This window comes from Swaminathania salitolerans (assembly GCF_007988945.1).
In the GTDB taxonomy this organism is placed as follows: domain Bacteria; phylum Pseudomonadota; class Alphaproteobacteria; order Acetobacterales; family Acetobacteraceae; genus Swaminathania; species Swaminathania salitolerans.
In genome coordinates this window covers 108,807-123,682 of sequence record NZ_BJVC01000002.1, presented here as the reverse complement: position 1 = coordinate 123,682, position 14,876 = coordinate 108,807, and the positions used below count along the sequence as shown (strand labels likewise).

The window sequence follows — 14,876 nt, the reverse complement described above, 5'->3', positions numbered from 1 at the left end:
CATGAGCGAAGAACTCGATGCCTATAACGAGGCGACGAATACGACCGGCACCCCGGGCGTCGGCATCATCATGGGGAGCCAGTCGGACTGGGCGACCATGATCCATGCCGCGGAGAAGCTCGGCGAGCTCGAAATCGGTTTCGAGACCCGGATCGTCTCCGCCCATCGCACCCCGGACCGTCTGGCCGATTACGCGAAATCGGCGCGTACGCGCGGGCTCGGCGTGATTATCGCCGGTGCCGGGGGGGCCGCTCATCTTCCGGGCATGGTTTCCGCCTGGACGACGCTGCCGGTTCTGGGAGTTCCCGTGGAGTCCCATGCGCTCAAGGGCATGGATTCGCTTCTGTCGATCGTCCAGATGCCCGGGGGCGTGCCCGTGGGAACGCTTGCGATCGGCAAGGCCGGTGCCATCAATGCCGCCCTGCTCGCGGCTTCGATTCTCTCGCTCTCGGATCCCGATCTCGCCACCCGGCTCGAGACCTGGCGCGCCATGCAGACGGCGGCGGTGGCGGATACCCCCAAATCATGACGGCAGCGACACTGCCGGTCGGGGCGACGCTCGGGATTATCGGCGGCGGCCAGCTGGGGCGCATGTCCGCAATGGCAGCAGCGCGGCTCGGTTTCAACGTGCATATCCTCAGCGCGGAATCCGACCCGCCGGCAGGCGACGTTGCACGCCGGACGACCGTCGGCGCCTATGACGACCCGGAAATCCTGCGGCGCTTTGCCGAAAGCGTGGATGCGATCACCTTCGAGTTCGAGAATATCTCTGCCGGAGGGCTGGACATTCTCTCCTCCCTGCGCCCTGTGCATCCCTCCGGCGCCATTCTCGCCATCAGCCAGGACCGCGTCCGGGAGAAGAGCTTTCTCGCCGCACATGACATCGCCGTCGCACCGTTCCATTCCGTTCCGGATCGCTCTCATCTCGCCATGGCGGCAGAGACGCTCGGTTTCCCCTTTCTCCTCAAGACGACCCGCTTCGGCTATGACGGCAAGGGCCAGTTCCGGATCGCCGATCGTGCAATGCTCGAGGCACTCGAGGCCGAGCTCCCCTACCCGCTGATCGCCGAGGGTTATGTCGATTTCGCCTGCGAACTGAGCGTGATGGTGGCGCGCAACGCCCTCGGCGCCGTCCAGAGCTTTGCCGTGACCGAGAACCAGCACAAGGACGGCATTCTCGATCTCAGCCTCGCTCCGGCGCGCATCCCCGTCGATCTCGCCCACAAGGCGCAGGATCTGGCCCGGCGCGTTGCCGGGGCGCTCGATCTGATCGGTCTGCTGGGGGTCGAGATGTTCGTCACGGCGCAGGGGACACTTCTCGTCAACGAGATCGCCCCCCGCCCCCACAACTCGGGACACTGGACGATGGATGCCTGCGTCGTCGATCAGTTCGAGATGCATATCCGTGCAGTGGCCGGGCTTCCCCTGCCCGATCCCTATCGTCACAGCGATGCCGCGATGAAGAACCTGATCGGACCGCAGGGGTTGGCGGCCTGCCCGCCTGCCCTGCAGGAGCCGGGTCTTGCGCTGCATCTCTATGGCAAGTCTGAATGGCGCGAGGGGCGCAAGATGGGACACGTCAATGCGCTCTTCCCGCTGGGGGCCCTGCCCGGCAGCTATGGGCTGGAAGAGCGGTTCGACCGTCTCTTCTCACGGATCGAGGAGCCCTGAGTCCCTGAAGCTCATATGGGCGCCGTTGCCGATGATGATGTGATCCGCGATCCCGACCTCGATGAGCGCGAGCGCTCTGGAGACATCGCGGGTCATGGCGATATCCTCGCGGGAAGGGGTCGGATCGCCGCTGGGATGATTATGAACGAGTATGATCCGGTGCGCGCCGAGCTCCATGGCCCGGCGCGCGACCTCTCGCGGGTAGACCGGCGTGTGGTTGACGGTCCCACGGGTCTGGGTTTCCTCGGCGATCAGCCTGTTGGATCCGTCGAGAAACAGGACAAGAAACTGCTCGACGCTTTCGCGTGCGAGGCGGGAGAAAAGATAATCGAGCGTCGTCTTCCTGTTGGAGAGTATATCGTCCCGCCCCATGAGCGCGCGCCCGTAACGCAAGGCCGCTTCGTGCAGAAGGCGGATGGCCGCGATCGTCGTGCCGTCCATCGGCTTCATACCCTGCAGCGCCCGTGTGTCGGCAGCGAAGACACTGGCAAGGGAACCGAAACGGGTATGCAGAACCCGAGCGAGGGTTTCGCCCCTCTCTCCTGCCACACCGATCGCCTCCGCGAACAACCCCAGCAACGCCTCGTCGGAGAGAACCTGCCCATGACCGGCCATGAGCGCCCGATGCGGCAGCTCGGCCCAATCGGTTACGGATAACGTCTCATCCGCTTCCGCGACATCCGGTGCCCGGGATCGGGTGCGCCTGTTTCGCGTTCCGGAACGCTTACGCTTTTCGACACGGTTTTCTTCCTGCACGATCGTCCATCCTCCTCCTTCGGTGACTTATGTCAGATTTTTCCGGTTATTCGAGCGCCTGCGCTCTCCTTTTCGATCTCGATGGCACGATCATCGACTCCCGGGTCGGTATCGTCAGCACCCTTCATGCCGTCATCGCCGCGCTCGGCCATACGCCCGACCCGCAGATCGATCTCACCTGGGTCGTCGGGCCGCCGCTGGCCGAGCTCATGGAGGAAGTCATCGGTGCGTATGGCGACCGACGCGTGGCAGAAGCGATCGCGCTCTACCGGCATTTCTACGCGGAGCGGGGGCGTTTCCTGACCCCGGTATTCCCGGAGATGGATCGCCTCCTCCGAACCCTCAAAGACAGCGCGATCCGCATTTTCACGGCGACATCCAAGCCCGCCTCCCTTGCGCGACAGATTCTCGAACAACACGGTCTCGATTCATGCTTCGAGGCGATCTGTGGTGCCGGAGATGACGATAGCGGCGGCGAAAAACCCGAGATGATCGCGCGGATCGCGAGCGAATACGGTCTCACGCCGCGGCGTACGCTCATGATCGGCGACCGGCGCTTCGATATCAGCGGCGCCCATGCCAATCAGATACGCGGTCTTGGCGTGTTGTGGGGATATGGCGGCGCCGCGGAGCTGACCGCCGCGGGTGCCGATATGCTGGTTGAGACGCCCGGGGCGCTCGGCGATGCCATCATCGGCCAGTTCGAGGCGCTCTCCCGCCATCCGGCCTGATCGTCGCGCAACCTTCCGATCCCGGGGCGCGCTCCCCCGATGCGCGCGGGAAGCCCGGGGTCAAAAAAGGCCCTTGCGCCGCAGGCTGAGCGGCGGGCGCCTTTCGCTGACCACGACGACATCGTGGAGGATCATGGCCAGCGCCGCCGATTCCTCGCTCAGGCGCTGAGCGAACAGGCGCAGGGGCGACGTCGGCAGATGAAGCGGTGCAAGCGTCTTCTGCACTCCAATGAAGGCAACGGCCTGCAGGGCAAGCGCCCGCCGGAAGACCGGCGCGGTATTCGTCAGATCGTCGACGGGCTCATCCGCCAGAAGACGGTTGCGATTGTCTAGATAGAGGAGCCGGAACCGGTCCGGAACGGCATTCGTCATCACCTCGGCCAGATAGGTGCTCAGCTGCTCCCAGTCTCCCAGCCGCGGACGGCGACGCGCCTCAGAAAGCGCCAGTCGCTCGGCGATGATGGCCGGAAACATGAGTATGCGCACCGAGCGGTCGTTCAGCCCCAACGCGCCCAGCTCGCGCGCGGTCGCACGGAACACCGCCAGGAGACTGCCGAAACGATGCATGAGGCTCTTGGCGAGGGGTTTGGTATCCCGCCGCGGAATCGTGTGGAAGAGCAGCATTTCCAGCAATTCGTAATCGGCGAGGCTCGCTGCGCCATAACGGAAGAGCCGTGCGCGCATTCGCCCCCGATGGCCCTGCGCCCCCGTGAGACCGGCCCCCCTCACAGCGGTCCCCTTCACAGCGGTCCCTCTCGCAGATGCCCATTTTGTGGAAGCATCCCTCAAGGCGGCTGGTGGCGTCATCGCACCGCCAGCCCCGCTATCCTCCCCGGCGCTTCCGGCTGGAGCGTTTCCGTTCCGGGGTTTCCGCTTGGAAGGAAATGAGGATTTGGCCATGGCCGCATTACATTCTATACCGAAGCCGTGACGCAATCCCCTATCTCTTCCCCTTCCCCCGATTATCTCGACCGGCTCAATCCCGAGCAGCGGGAAGCCATCGAGACGACGGAGGGACCGCTCCTGATCCTGGCTGGAGCCGGAACAGGCAAGACACGCGTCCTCACGACGCGCTTTGCCCATATTCTCCTGAATGGCCGGGCCCGCCCATGGCAGATCCTTGCCGTGACATTCACCAACAAGGCCGCGCGGGAGATGCGCGAGCGTGTTGCGGCATTGCTCGGCGAGACCATCGACGGGCTTTGGCTCGGCACCTTTCACGCGCTTTGCGCCAGAATGCTGCGTCGCCATGCCGAATATGTCGGACTGACGACAGGGTTCACGATTCTGGATACGGACGATCAGCTTCGTCTGGTCAGGCAGATCATGGAGCCCTATCGTATCGACACCAAGCGCTGGCCTCCGCAGGGATTGCTCGGCGTCTTCCAGCGCTGGAAGGATCGGGGTCTGACACCCGCGCAGGTGACGCCTGCCGAAGACACGGATTTCGCAGCCGGACACGCCCGGGCGCTCTACGCCGCCTATCAGGAGCGTCTGCGCGCCGTCAATGCGTGCGATTTCGGCGATCTGATGCTTCACATGCTCGAGATATTGCGCACCCAGCCCGATGTGCTCGCGCAGTACCACCGTCTGTTTCGCTATATTCTCGTCGACGAATATCAGGATACGAACACGATCCAGTATCTCTGGCTTCGTCTTCTGGCCAAACGTCCGGAGGGCGCGCCCAACATCGCCTGTGTCGGCGATGACGACCAGTCCATCTATTCGTGGCGCGGTGCCGAGGTCGAAAACATCCTGCGCTTCGAGAAGGATTTTCCGGGCGCCAGAGTCGTTCGCCTCGAGCGCAATTATCGCTCGACCGCGCAGATCCTGCGCGCGGCTTCCGGCCTCATCGCCCATAATGCCGACCGGCTCGGCAAGACCCTGCGTCCGGGAAGCGACGATGCCCGGGGCGAGAAGGTTCAGGTCATCAGCGTCTGGGATTCCGACGAAGAGGCCCGCATTGCCGCCGGAGCGATCGAGCGCCTGCGCGCGGAGGGGCATCCCCTGTCCCAGATTGCCATCCTGATGCGTGCGGGATTTCAGACACGTCCCTTCGAAGAGCGCTTCCTGACCCTTGGCCTGCCTTATCGCGTCGTGGGAGGATTGCGTTTCTACGAGCGCGCGGAAATCCGCGATGCGATGGCCTATATGCGGGTGCTGGTCCAGCCTGCGGACGACCTCGCCTTCGAACGTATCGTCAACGTTCCCAAACGCGGAATCGGCGCCGCCGGGTTGCAGAAGCTCCACCATACGGCACGCGGGATCGGTGCGCCCCTCGCTGCTGGCGTGCTTCATGCGCTCGAGACGGGTGCCCTCAAGGGCAAGCAGCGAGAGGCGCTCGCGACACTCATGGATGCGTTCGAGCGCGCGCGCGCGCTGCGCGAACGGGAGGGGCATGTCGTGGCCATGGAGATGCTGCTCGAAGAGAGCGGTTATCTGCAGATGTGGCGGGACGACCGCTCTCCGGAAGCCCCGGGAAGGCTGGACAACATCAAGGAGCTGCTGCGGGCGATCGGCGATTTCGGCACGCTCGAAGGATTTCTCGAGCATGTCGCTCTCGTGACCGAGACGGAGGATCAGGCCAGTTCCGACACGGTCAGTCTGATGACCCTTCACGGCGCCAAGGGACTGGAATTCGATACGGTCTTCCTGCCCGGCTGGGAAGAGGGCGTCTTTCCGTCGCAGCGCAGCCTCGATGAGGGGGGGCTCAAGAGCCTCGAGGAAGAACGGCGTCTTGCCTATGTAGGCATCACGCGAGCCCGCCGCCGTGCCGTCATTCTCCACGCCGCACGGCGGCGGATCTACGCGAACTGGCAGGATTCGATCCCCAGCCGTTTCATCGCCGAAATACCGGACGACGCGATCGAGCAGAGCGGCCAGGCGCTTCAGGAACGGATACAGCTCACCGCCCGGAACTCGGTTTTCGCCAACGGCCCCATCCGGGGAACGACACGCCCCTTCAGGAAACTGACCGATGTCAGGGAGGAGATTGCCGCGCCGCTCCCTGTCGGCACGCGTGTTTTCCATCAGAAGTTCGGTTATGGAACGGTCCTCGAAGTCGAGGGCGACCGGCTTCATATCAATTTCGAAAAGGCAGGTGAAAAACGCATCATGGCCCATTTTGTGGAACAGGTCTCTTGAGTTCTCCCAGACGACATGCTTCGGCACTCGAAACCATCTCGATCACGGTGCCCGACGACGCAGTGCCGATGTTCGAACAGGCGTTGATGACAGTCTGCACGACTGTCGGAATCTTCGAAGCGAACGAGGATCAGAACATCTGGCGCGTCGAGGGCGTCAAGGATATCGGCCATGGCGAGGATGAACTCGAACGGGCCATGACACTGGCGCGACTCATCACCGGCAGCGACGCGCCGCTCATACGCGAGCGGACGGAAGCCGAAGGATGGCTCGCACGCACCTATGAGGCGTTTCCCCAGCAGGATGTCGGACGCCGTTTCGCAATACGCGGCACCCATCTCGCCCGTAACCGCTCCCGCGAGCGCATGACCATCACGCTGGATGCAGGTATCGCCTTCGGTTCGGGGGAACATGGCTCCACCCGTGGCTGTCTGCGTGCGCTCGAGGACATGGCCTGGCGCAAGCCGCAGCGCATTCTCGACATGGGCTGCGGTTCGGGCATTCTCGCCATGGCGGCGGCTCTTCTCTTCAGGAAGACCGTGCTCGCGGTCGACATCGAACCCTGGTCCGTACGGGTGGCGGCGAGCAATGCAAAGCTCAACGATATCGCCCCGCTCATCGAGGCGCGCCTCGGCAATGGATGGCTCACCCCCGAAGTCAGGGCGCGCGCGCCCTACGATCTGGTCTTCGCCAATATCCTGGCCCGCCCGCTCTGCAAGATGGCCCGCGATCTGGGTCGTCATCTCGCACCGGGGGGGACGGTGATTCTGGCCGGTCTGCTGACGACGCAGGCCCGCATGGTTCTGGCCGCCCATCGCCGTCAGGGCCTCGTTCTGGAAAGGCAGTATTACGAGGGCGAATGGTCGACCCTGGTGTTGCGCCGCCGTGGCTGAACTGCGGGATGCCACCGCCCGGGATCTCCCGGCGATCCTCGCGATCACCAATGACGCGATCGCAACCTCCGAGGCGATCTGGGCAACCTCCCCGCGCACGCTGGAGGAACGGCGCGCCTGGATGGAGACGCGGCAGGACGCCGGGCATCCGGTCGTCGTCGCCGTGGAAGACGGAACGGTGCTGGGCTTTGCCTCCTACGGCCCTTTTCGCGCCTATGAGGGCTACGCCCTGACCGTGGAGCATTCCGTCTATGTCGCCAGCAGCGCGCAAAGACGCGGCATAGGGCGTCTTCTGCTCGATGAGATGATCGCACGCGCCGAAAAAGCAGGCATGCATGTCCTGATCGGTGCGATCACGGCCAGCAACGTCGCGTCGATCGCGCTGCATCGCAATGCGGGCTTCAGCGAGAGCAGCCCGCTCCCCCATATGGGCCGCAAGTTCGGGCGCTGGCTCGATCTTGTTTTCATGTACCGTCTTTTCGATACCCAATCTGGTGAAGGATCTTCCGATGAGCGCCATTCCTCTTTCTGAACGGCAAGCCCTCGTCCGGAAAAGCCTCGGCGATCTCGGGGTGGATGGCTTCCTCCTCCCGCGGGGCGACGAGTTCCTCGGCGAATATGTCGCTCCCTGCGCCGAACGGCTGGCCTGGCTGACCGGATTCACGGGGAGTGCGGGGCTGGCCCTTCTCCTGCAGGATCGCGCTGCCGTATTCTCCGACGGGCGCTATACGAGCCAGCTGCGCGACCAGGTCGATCCCGCACAATGGGAATGCCTGCATCTCACACGCGAACCTCCCTCGGAATGGCTCGCCCGGGACGGGAAAAAGCACCGCATCGGCTACGATCCCCGCCTTGTCGGAGAAAGCCTGCTCAACGGTCTTGTCTCCCCTTGTGCGGAATTCGTGCCGCTTTGCGTCAATCCCGTCGACACAGCGTGGACCGACCGACCGGCCCCGCCCGAAAGCGAGATGCGCTATCAGCCCGAATCGCTGAGTGGCGAGGGCAGCCTCTCCAAGCGCCGCAAGATCGGCGGCGCCCTGCGCAAGGCCGGGCAGGAGGCGATGATCGTGTGCGATCCGACCTCGCTGGCCTGGCTTCTCAACATCCGGGGCGACGACGTTCCGCATACCCCCGTCATTCTCGCTTTCGCAATCCTCCATCAGGATGCCTCGCTCGAGGTCTTCATCGACATCACCCGCGTCAGCCCGGATGCCGCGATATCGTTCCGAAACGTCTCGATCCTGCCGCCTCATGAATTGCCCGACCGCCTGAAGGCACTGTCGGGACAGGTGGTCCGCATCGATCCCGCCCAGACTGCTCTGTGGTTTATCCAGACGCTCAGCGAAGCCGGCGCGCAGGTCGAGCGCGGGCCGGATCTCTGCGCCCTGCCCCGCGCCTGCAAGAACGCGACCGAGCAGAACGGCGCGCGCGAGGTTCATCTGGTCGATTCCCTTGCCCTGTGCCGTTTCCTGCATTTCGTCTCCCGTGAGGGAACCGGCATGCGCGAGACCGGTCTGGCCGATGCGCTCGACGGGTTCAGGGCGCTTTCACCCGATTATCGCGGAGAGAGCTTTCCGGCGATTTCCGCTGCGGGTCCGAACGCCGCTCTCCCGCATTATCGCGCGCTTCCCGGCGAGGATCGCGTTCTCGAGGCGGATCAGATCTATCTCATCGACAGTGGCGGGCAGTACGATGCGGGTACCACCGACGTCACGAGAACGCTCTGGACCGGCCCCGGAGCGCCGCCGAAGGCCCTGTGCGAGGCATTCACCCGCGTGCTCAAGGGAAATATCGCCCTCGCCCGCGCCCGCTTCCCTGTAGGAACGACGGGTCATCGTCTCGATTGCCTCGCCCGCTATGCCTTGTGGCAGGCAGGACTGGATTACGATCACGGTACGGGCCACGGAATCGGCAGCTATCTCTCCGTTCATGAGGGACCGCAGAACATCAGCGCGGTTCCACGCCCGATCGCGCTCGCGCCGGGCATGATCGTATCCGACGAGCCCGGCTATTATCTGCCGGGCGCCTACGGCATCCGGCTCGAGAATCTCCTCATGGTGAAGCCCGCTCCGCTTGGCGACAATACGGGTTTCCTCGAATTCGAGGTTCTCGGTTTCGCGCCGTTCGATCGCAGGCTGATCATGGCATCGTTACTGGAACCCGGAGAGCTGAACTGGCTCAATGCCTATCATGAGGAAACGCTGACCCGTATCGGGCCCGGGCTGGATGACGGGGATCGTGCATGGCTCGAAAACGCCTGTGCACCGATCGGAAACTGACAAAGGAAGAGATGCATGGCTGACCAGCTGATACCCGCTACGCTCATCGAAGGTGACGGCATCGGCCCCGAGATCACTGCCTCGGTGGTCGAGATCCTCGCGAAACTGGGGGCACCCTTTTCCTGGGACCGGCAGGCAGGAGGTCTGGGTGCGATCGAACAGTTCGGCGCGCCGCTTCCGCAGCCCACCCTCGACAGCATCCGCAAGACCGGCCTCGCCCTCAAGGGGCCGCTGACGACACCGGTCGGCGCCGGATTCAAATCCGTGAACGTCACGATGCGTCAGGAATTCGGTCTCTACGCCAATCTTCGTCCCACGCGCACCGTCGTTCCGGGGGGACGTTTCGACAAGATCGATCTCGTCGTGGTCCGTGAGAATATCGAGGGTCTTTATGCCGCGATGGAGCATTATCTCCCTGAAGGAGACGATCCGAAGGGGCTGGCTTATGGCGCCGGGTTCAATTCACGTCGCGAATGTGCCCGTATTGTCCGCTTCGCCTTCGATTATGCAGTGGCCAACGGACGCAAGAAGGTCACGCTCGTCCACAAGGCCAATATCCTGAAGATCCTCAGCGGGATCTTCCTTGAGGAAGGGCGGCGGATCGCTAGGGAATACGAAGGAAAGGTCGCGGTCGAAGAGCGCATCGTCGATGCCTGTGCGATGCAGCTCGTGACCGATCCGTGGCAGTACGACGTGATCGTCACCACGAATCTCTTCGGCGATATTCTCTCCGATCTCACGGCGGGGCTGGTCGGTGGGCTCGGCATGGCGCCGGGTGCCAATATCGGACCGAATGCCGCAATCTTCGAGGCGGTTCACGGCTCGGCCCCCGACATCGCAGGCAAGGGCATCGCCAACCCGCTCGCGCTCCTCATGGCAGCGAGCATGATGCTCGCCCATGTCGGCCGGCAGGATCTGGCCACACGCATCGATACGGCAATCGATCGGGTCATCCGTATCGACGGCGTGCGGACCCGCGATCTCGGTGGCGAGACCGGCACAGCCGAACTGACGCAGGCACTCCTCGCCGCGCTGGGCTGACATCCGGGCGCATCATGACGAAAAGAGCCGGGGAGTATCCTCCCCGGCTCTTTTTTTGTCCGAATGCCGGCAATCAGGCCTGTTGCGGTGCGCGGGCATTGGTCTTCGCAACGACTTTGCCCCATTTGCGGAGCATCTCCGTGCAATCCTCGCGGTCGAGTGAACATTCGATCAGGGTCGGGCCCCTGCGATTGGCCACGGCTTTTTCGATCGCCTCTTCCAGCTCCGCTCCGGTTCCCGCATGCAGACCGAGACCGTGGCCGGTTCCACCGTTGAACGCAGCCATGAGAGCCGCATAATCCCAGTTCTGGATGTAGTTGTACGGGCCGTCATGGATGGCAATCTCGATGACATAGCCACGATTATTGACGAGGAAGATGATGACCGGCAGCTCATAACGGATCATCTGACCCACTTCCTGGGCCGTGAGCTGGAACGATCCATCCCCGACCATCAGAACATGGCGCCGATCCGGCGCCGCCACGGCCTGACCGAACGTGCTGGGTACGGACCATCCGATATGGCCCCATTGCATCTCGACCTCGACCTGCGCGCCCTCCGGAAGACCGAGACGCATGGCATTGAACCAGGAATCGCCGGTCTCCGCGGTCAGGGTCGTCTCGGAGGAGACGAGACGCTGGATCTGGCGCAGCATCTCGTCATTCGTGAGCCGCGCATCCGGTGCGGCAGGCTCCGGCGCGAAAGGACGAACTTCACGCGGCTGGAGATCCCGCGGCTCACCGAAGGAATCGGCCAATGCCTCGAGGAACGATTCGAGCGTGAACCCGTCGAAGCTCCGACCGGCCACGGTGACACGATCCGGATCGGCCGTGAGCACGGACTCGCCCCTCGGCCAGGCGGTCCAGCCCACCGTCGAATAATCGTTGAACACGGGGGCGAGACACAGAACGGCGTCTGCCTTCTCGACCAGATCCGCCACACCGGGATCGCTCACCTCGCCCCAGTACAGCCCGGCATAGGCGGGATGCGTCTCCGGAAAGAAGCTCTTGGCCGCTGCCATGATCGCAACCGAACAGGGCAGACGATCGGCGAGACGGATTGCGGCCTTCTGCGCCATGGCCGCACGGATCTTGCTTCCGACCAGGAGAACGATCTCCTGCTTCCCCTTCAGCCAGTCGCGCGTCGTTTCGATGGCCGCCACCAGACTGGCCCGGTCCTCGTTGATCGGGCGGAGGAAAGAGGAGGCCGGCCCGGGGCGGACGCATTCGGCATCGGAAATATTGCAGGCAATCTCGAGATAGACCGGCTTCCGGTTCAGCAGGGCAGCGCGGATCACGTGATCGATCTTCGCCGGTGCCGAGGCGGCATCGTTGATGCTCTCGGCGGCACAGGTGATCTGGCGCGCCATCTGGAGCTGGAACTCGTGATCGGTCGTACCCGTCGTGTGATGAAGCACCCGGCCGGACCCGCGATCGTTCGAGTTCAGCCCTCCGACGACGAGAATGACGGGCAGGTTTTCGGCATAGGCCCCGGCCAGCGCATCCATCGCCGAGATCGTGCCGACGCCGAAGGTGACGACCGCAGCCGCCGCACCATGGGCGCGCGCATAACCTTCGGCAGAGAAGCCGCAATTGAGCTCGTTGCAGCAGTAGACCTGCTGCATGCTCTTTTCGGTAAGAAGCTGGTCGAGGAGGACGAGATTATAGTCGCCCGCAACCGCGAAATGATGCCTGAGCCCGATCTGTCTCAGGCGTTCAGCGAGATATTGTCCAACGGTGAAGCTCATGGCCATGTCTCCAGATGATCTGGGCAATAGCGTAGATTTTACCTTTCGAAACTTCCAATATATAATGAGAGCGTTTTCCATATCGGATGCATATGGCCATGGATCTCAGACATCTGCGCTATCTTGTCGCGATCGCCGATCAGGGCAGTTTCACCAGAGCCGCCGAGGCTCTGCGCATGGCACAGCCGCCCCTGAGCCAGCAGATAGCGAGGCTCGAGAGCGATCTCGGGGTGAGGTTGTTCAAACGCTCCCGCGCCGGAGCGATTCCGACCGAAGCCGGGGCGCAGCTGATCGAACGGGCACGGACCATTCTCGCGCTCTCGGAAGAGTTCCGCGCTTTTGCGCAGGGACTGGCCACCGGCAATGAGGGGAGCCTGAGGCTCGGCATGGCGGGGAGCCTGACCCTGCTTCCGCTGATTCCGCGCGCCATCCATGCGTTTCGTCAGGCGAGGCCCGGCGTCAGGGTCACGCTGGAAGAGAGCAATACGCCCGTTCTGTGCAGGGCACTACAGAACGGCCAGCTCGATATCGCCATCGTCCGTCCCCCTGTCCCCGATCCGAATGTCATCGTCCGGCCGCTCATGGATGAACCCTCCATGATCGTTCTGCCGTTTTCACATCCGCTTTCCGGGCAGGACGGAATCCATCTTCGCGACATCGCGGAAGATCAGCTGATCCTGTTCGAGCGTCATCTCGGTCCCGGATATTACGATACGATCATAGCGGCCTGTCTGATCGAGGGGTTTTCGCCGCTTCTCGGCCAGGCGGCACCGCAGATTGCAGCCACCGTACCGATGGTGGCAACCGGCATGGGCGTTGCGATCGTTCCCGCCTATCTCCGGCAGATCCGCACGGAAGGCGTCACCTTCCATCCCATTCTGGGCACAGTGCCGAGAGCCTCGATCGCGATGGCCATGGCAAATCGCGCGCCCAATGGAATCCTCCGTGGCTTTGCCGATATCCTGCGGGGCTTGTGCATGGATGCCGCCCCCGGCAGGCAGGTCCGGGACTGAGCTGCCGATCCGGCATCGTGCCGAGTGAGCCCGCCAGCCCCCGCGCGGACGCGCCTCGCCCGGGCCGGTCAGGCGTTACGGCCATTGCCCGATTGCAGTTCGTAATGTTACTTCCCCGGAATCGATGCAACACGCATCGCCTGACGGTCCGGACAAGGTATTGCTCATGAGCGCGAAGACACCGAATACCGCCTACAATCGGGTCATCACACTCTATTTCTGCCTGATCGCCGTTATCGGCTATTTCTTCGTCTACCTCGTTACCCCCGTGAGCGGAATCGACGAACAGTTCCACTTCGAACGCGCCTTGCAGGTCTCCCAGGGCAACCTCTTCCCGCAACGTTATGACCGGAACATGCTCGGGGGCGATCTCGAGAACCGCCTGATCGCATTCGCCCGCTATTTCGAAAACCGCAGGGATCGGGCTCTCTCATCGGATCGCCAGGCGGCAAAAGAACTGGCCGACGCACTCACAGGACAGCCTTCCGGGAGGGAACGCCTCGAATTTCCCTCGACGGCGTCCTATTCTCCGATCATGTATCTGCCGTCCGGTCTCGGACTGCTGACATCGCGCGTCCTGCATGCCCGTATCGACACGCAGTTCTTCATGGGACGCCTTGGCAATCTGATCGGCTATCTGCTGATACTCGCCCTCGCTGTCAGAACCCTGCCCTGGGGACGCCTCGGGATAGTGTTGCTCTTCACGACTCCGACCTGCCTTCATCTTGCATCGACCTATAGCGCGGACCCCCTGACGAATGCGCTGACGCTGCTCTTCTTCGCCCTGTGTCTGCGCAGCCTGCAGGCAGACAGCCTCACGAGACGGGATCTGTTTCTTCTCGCTCTCTCCGGTGGAACGCTCGGTCTTCTCAAGCTGACATGCTGTGTTTTCTCGGCTGCGATCCTCATGGTTCCCCCTGCCCTGTTCACGCACCGTCGCAGCTGGCTGCTGTTCTGCGGCGGCGTCATGGGGGCGAGCATCGCGACCGCCCTGCTATGGAATATCGTCTTTCCCTTCGTTCCAGCCGTCTACTGGAAAACGGGCGGAGACCCTCACCTCGCGGCGCATCTGCTGCTCACACATCCATGGCACGTGGCAGGTCTCGTCATCCGCACGCTCGAGAGCGGTGCTCACTGGTGGTGGCTGGATATCTACGGACGTTTCGGCGGAGGCCCACCTCCGCAATTCTTCAAGATCGGAGAGACCGCCTCCCTGATGACCGCAGTGCTGGTGTTCCTGCTGGCTCTGACCGAACGCAAGGGACCGTCTCGCCCCCTGATCGGCGCTCTTTTCCTGAGCATCGGACTGGCCAGCGTCATGCTGATCCTTATCGCCTTCTATGTCGGTTTCACACCGGTCAGTTCCGCGGTCATCACAGGGCTGCAGGGACGATATTTCCTCCTCGCGGCGGGGGCGATCTATCTCGGTGCGATCGTGAGCCTTCCGCAGAGCGCCGATCGACGGGGGATCGGACCGATCCTGCTCTTGCTCGGCGGCGTGCTCACTTTGCGCGTGTCCGTCGCCGCAATGGAGATCTATTCGCAAAACTGGCACTGACCGGACTTGCCTCCGGATAGTTCAGCATCCGAACTACCTCTGG

13 protein-coding genes are annotated in these 14,876 nt (G+C 63.2%); 10 read left to right on the top strand and 3 right to left on the bottom strand.

Annotated features, from left to right (window positions below):
* The first annotated feature begins 1 nt into the window (after position 1).
* Positions 2-529: a 5-(carboxyamino)imidazole ribonucleotide mutase gene (gene purE / locus SSA02_RS04590; RefSeq protein ID WP_147092784.1), complete on the top strand. Its 528-nt coding sequence runs from the start codon at positions 2-4 to the stop codon at positions 527-529.
* Positions 526-1,671, top strand: a complete 1,146-nt coding sequence (locus SSA02_RS04585) for a 5-(carboxyamino)imidazole ribonucleotide synthase (protein WP_147092783.1) — start codon at positions 526-528, stop codon at positions 1,669-1,671. The genes purE and SSA02_RS04585 overlap by 4 nt, the downstream gene beginning before the upstream one ends.
* On the opposite strand, the gene radC is transcribed toward SSA02_RS04585, so the two are convergent.
* A complete protein-coding gene (gene radC, locus SSA02_RS04580; protein ID WP_246103637.1) occupies positions 1,651-2,427 on the bottom strand; it encodes a RadC family protein in 777 nt (258 codons plus the stop codon). The genes SSA02_RS04585 and radC overlap by 21 nt on opposite strands.
* A gap of 29 nt (positions 2,428-2,456) precedes the next feature.
* Here radC and SSA02_RS04575 point away from each other — a divergent pair, with 29 nt between their 5' ends.
* Positions 2,457-3,158 (top strand): HAD hydrolase-like protein, encoded by a 702-nt coding sequence (locus SSA02_RS04575; RefSeq protein ID WP_147092782.1) that lies wholly within the window; start codon positions 2,457-2,459, stop codon positions 3,156-3,158.
* Between the two features lie 60 nt (positions 3,159-3,218).
* Here SSA02_RS04575 and SSA02_RS04570 read toward each other — a convergent pair whose 3' ends face one another.
* The gene (locus SSA02_RS04570; protein ID WP_246103636.1) at positions 3,219-3,902 is read right to left on the bottom strand and encodes a JAB domain-containing protein; all 684 of its coding nucleotides are present in this window, start codon (positions 3,900-3,902) and stop codon (positions 3,219-3,221) included.
* Positions 3,903-4,085: 183 nt separating this feature from the next.
* Here SSA02_RS04570 and SSA02_RS04565 point away from each other — a divergent pair, with 183 nt between their 5' ends.
* The 5 genes from SSA02_RS04565 to SSA02_RS04545 are packed head-to-tail and all read left to right on the top strand — an operon-like array spanning position 4,086 to position 10,515.
* The gene (locus SSA02_RS04565; protein WP_147092781.1) at positions 4,086-6,302 is read left to right on the top strand and encodes an ATP-dependent helicase; all 2,217 of its coding nucleotides are present in this window, start codon (positions 4,086-4,088) and stop codon (positions 6,300-6,302) included.
* Positions 6,299-7,195: a 50S ribosomal protein L11 methyltransferase gene (locus tag SSA02_RS04560; RefSeq protein WP_246103635.1), complete on the top strand. Its 897-nt coding sequence runs from the start codon at positions 6,299-6,301 to the stop codon at positions 7,193-7,195. The genes SSA02_RS04565 and SSA02_RS04560 overlap by 4 nt, the downstream gene beginning before the upstream one ends.
* Complete coding sequence (locus SSA02_RS04555; protein WP_147092780.1) at positions 7,188-7,727, top strand: GNAT family N-acetyltransferase; 540 nt, start codon at positions 7,188-7,190, stop codon at positions 7,725-7,727. Before SSA02_RS04560 ends, SSA02_RS04555 begins: the two co-directional genes overlap by 8 nt.
* Positions 7,705-9,474, top strand: a complete 1,770-nt coding sequence (locus SSA02_RS04550) for an aminopeptidase P family protein (RefSeq protein WP_147092779.1) — start codon at positions 7,705-7,707, stop codon at positions 9,472-9,474. Before SSA02_RS04555 ends, SSA02_RS04550 begins: the two co-directional genes overlap by 23 nt.
* Positions 9,475-9,489: 15 nt before the next feature.
* On the top strand, positions 9,490-10,515 hold the full coding sequence (locus tag SSA02_RS04545; RefSeq protein WP_147092778.1) for an isocitrate/isopropylmalate dehydrogenase family protein: 1,026 nt from the start codon (positions 9,490-9,492) through the stop codon (positions 10,513-10,515).
* A gap of 73 nt (positions 10,516-10,588) precedes the next feature.
* On the opposite strand, the gene SSA02_RS04540 is transcribed toward SSA02_RS04545, so the two are convergent.
* Positions 10,589-12,262 (bottom strand): alpha-keto acid decarboxylase family protein, encoded by a 1,674-nt coding sequence (locus SSA02_RS04540; RefSeq protein ID WP_147092777.1) that lies wholly within the window; start codon positions 12,260-12,262, stop codon positions 10,589-10,591.
* Positions 12,263-12,360: 98 nt separating this feature from the next.
* Between SSA02_RS04540 and SSA02_RS04535 the strand changes: the two genes are divergently transcribed.
* Entirely contained in the window at positions 12,361-13,275 is a 915-nt protein-coding gene (locus SSA02_RS04535) for a LysR family transcriptional regulator (protein WP_147092776.1), read from the top strand.
* A 166-nt stretch (positions 13,276-13,441) separates the two neighbouring features.
* Positions 13,442-14,833, top strand: a complete 1,392-nt coding sequence (locus SSA02_RS04530; RefSeq protein WP_186807676.1) for a DUF2142 domain-containing protein — start codon at positions 13,442-13,444, stop codon at positions 14,831-14,833.
* Positions 14,834-14,876 lie beyond the last annotated feature (43 nt).

Coding starts and splice junctions, on each gene's coding strand:
- purE (WP_147092784.1), top strand. CDS start 2: ATGAGCGAAGAACTCGATGCCTATAACGAGGCGACGAATACGACCGGC.
- SSA02_RS04585 (WP_147092783.1), top strand. CDS start 526: ATGACGGCAGCGACACTGCCGGTCGGGGCGACGCTCGGGATTATCGGC.
- SSA02_RS04575 (WP_147092782.1), top strand. CDS start 2,457: ATGTCAGATTTTTCCGGTTATTCGAGCGCCTGCGCTCTCCTTTTCGAT.
- SSA02_RS04550 (WP_147092779.1), top strand. CDS start 7,705: ATGAGCGCCATTCCTCTTTCTGAACGGCAAGCCCTCGTCCGGAAAAGC.
- SSA02_RS04545 (WP_147092778.1), top strand. CDS start 9,490: ATGGCTGACCAGCTGATACCCGCTACGCTCATCGAAGGTGACGGCATC.
- SSA02_RS04540 (WP_147092777.1), bottom strand. CDS start 12,262: ATGAGCTTCACCGTTGGACAATATCTCGCTGAACGCCTGAGACAGATC.
- SSA02_RS04535 (WP_147092776.1), top strand. CDS start 12,361: ATGGATCTCAGACATCTGCGCTATCTTGTCGCGATCGCCGATCAGGGC.
- SSA02_RS04530 (WP_186807676.1), top strand. CDS start 13,442: ATGAGCGCGAAGACACCGAATACCGCCTACAATCGGGTCATCACACTC.